Source organism: Pseudomonas sp. SMV7 (genome assembly GCF_052041995.1).
GTDB lineage: Bacteria > Pseudomonadota > Gammaproteobacteria > Pseudomonadales > Pseudomonadaceae > Aquipseudomonas.
In genome coordinates, this window is record NZ_JBKGGT010000055.1 from 1 (window position 1) to 559 (window position 559).

At 59.6% G+C, this 559-nt stretch carries 1 protein-coding gene; it reads left to right on the forward strand.

The window, feature by feature from the left end:
* Positions 1 to 332: 332 nt before the first annotated feature.
* The coding region (locus ACLEJP_RS25495; RefSeq protein ID WP_405047519.1) for a thiamine pyrophosphate-binding protein at positions 333 to 559 on the forward strand (227 nt) is incomplete at its 3' end.

The following is a 559-nucleotide window of genomic DNA, read 5'->3' on the forward strand; positions in this document are numbered from 1 at the left end:
GATTCATTTCGCAAAACCCCTATCTGCGCACGCAGGTAGGGGCTTTGTCTTTGTGGCGCAAAAAGCCAGGCAACCGCGATTCCTCCAACCCCGATCTCCCTGGCCAACCGCGTCGCCTGTTTCGCGGCTAAAACCGCTCCTGCACCGATCGCGACGCAAGGCCGCGCCTGCGGCGTGGACGACATTCGGCCAAATCAGCGTGACTTTTCCGTACCGAGCTTTCGTCAAGACTTTGATTCGGGGCACTTGTGGCCCTGAGCCAAGCGATGCCAGCGTACCGTGCTGCGCATTTCCGGACTTCCACCGTCCCATCACTTGAGGTAACAAGCAAGATGGCCAAGGCCGCCGATGTCGTTGTGCAATGCCTGGAAAACGAAGGTGTCGAGTATGTATTCGGTATTCCCGGAGAAGAAAACCTCGACCTGCTGGAGTCCCTGCGCAAGTCGAAGATCAAACTGGTACTGACCCGTCACGAGCAGTCCGCAGGTTTCATGGCTGCCACCTACGGCCGCCTGACCGGCAAGACCGGCGTCAGCCTGTCCACCCTCGGCCCCGGAGC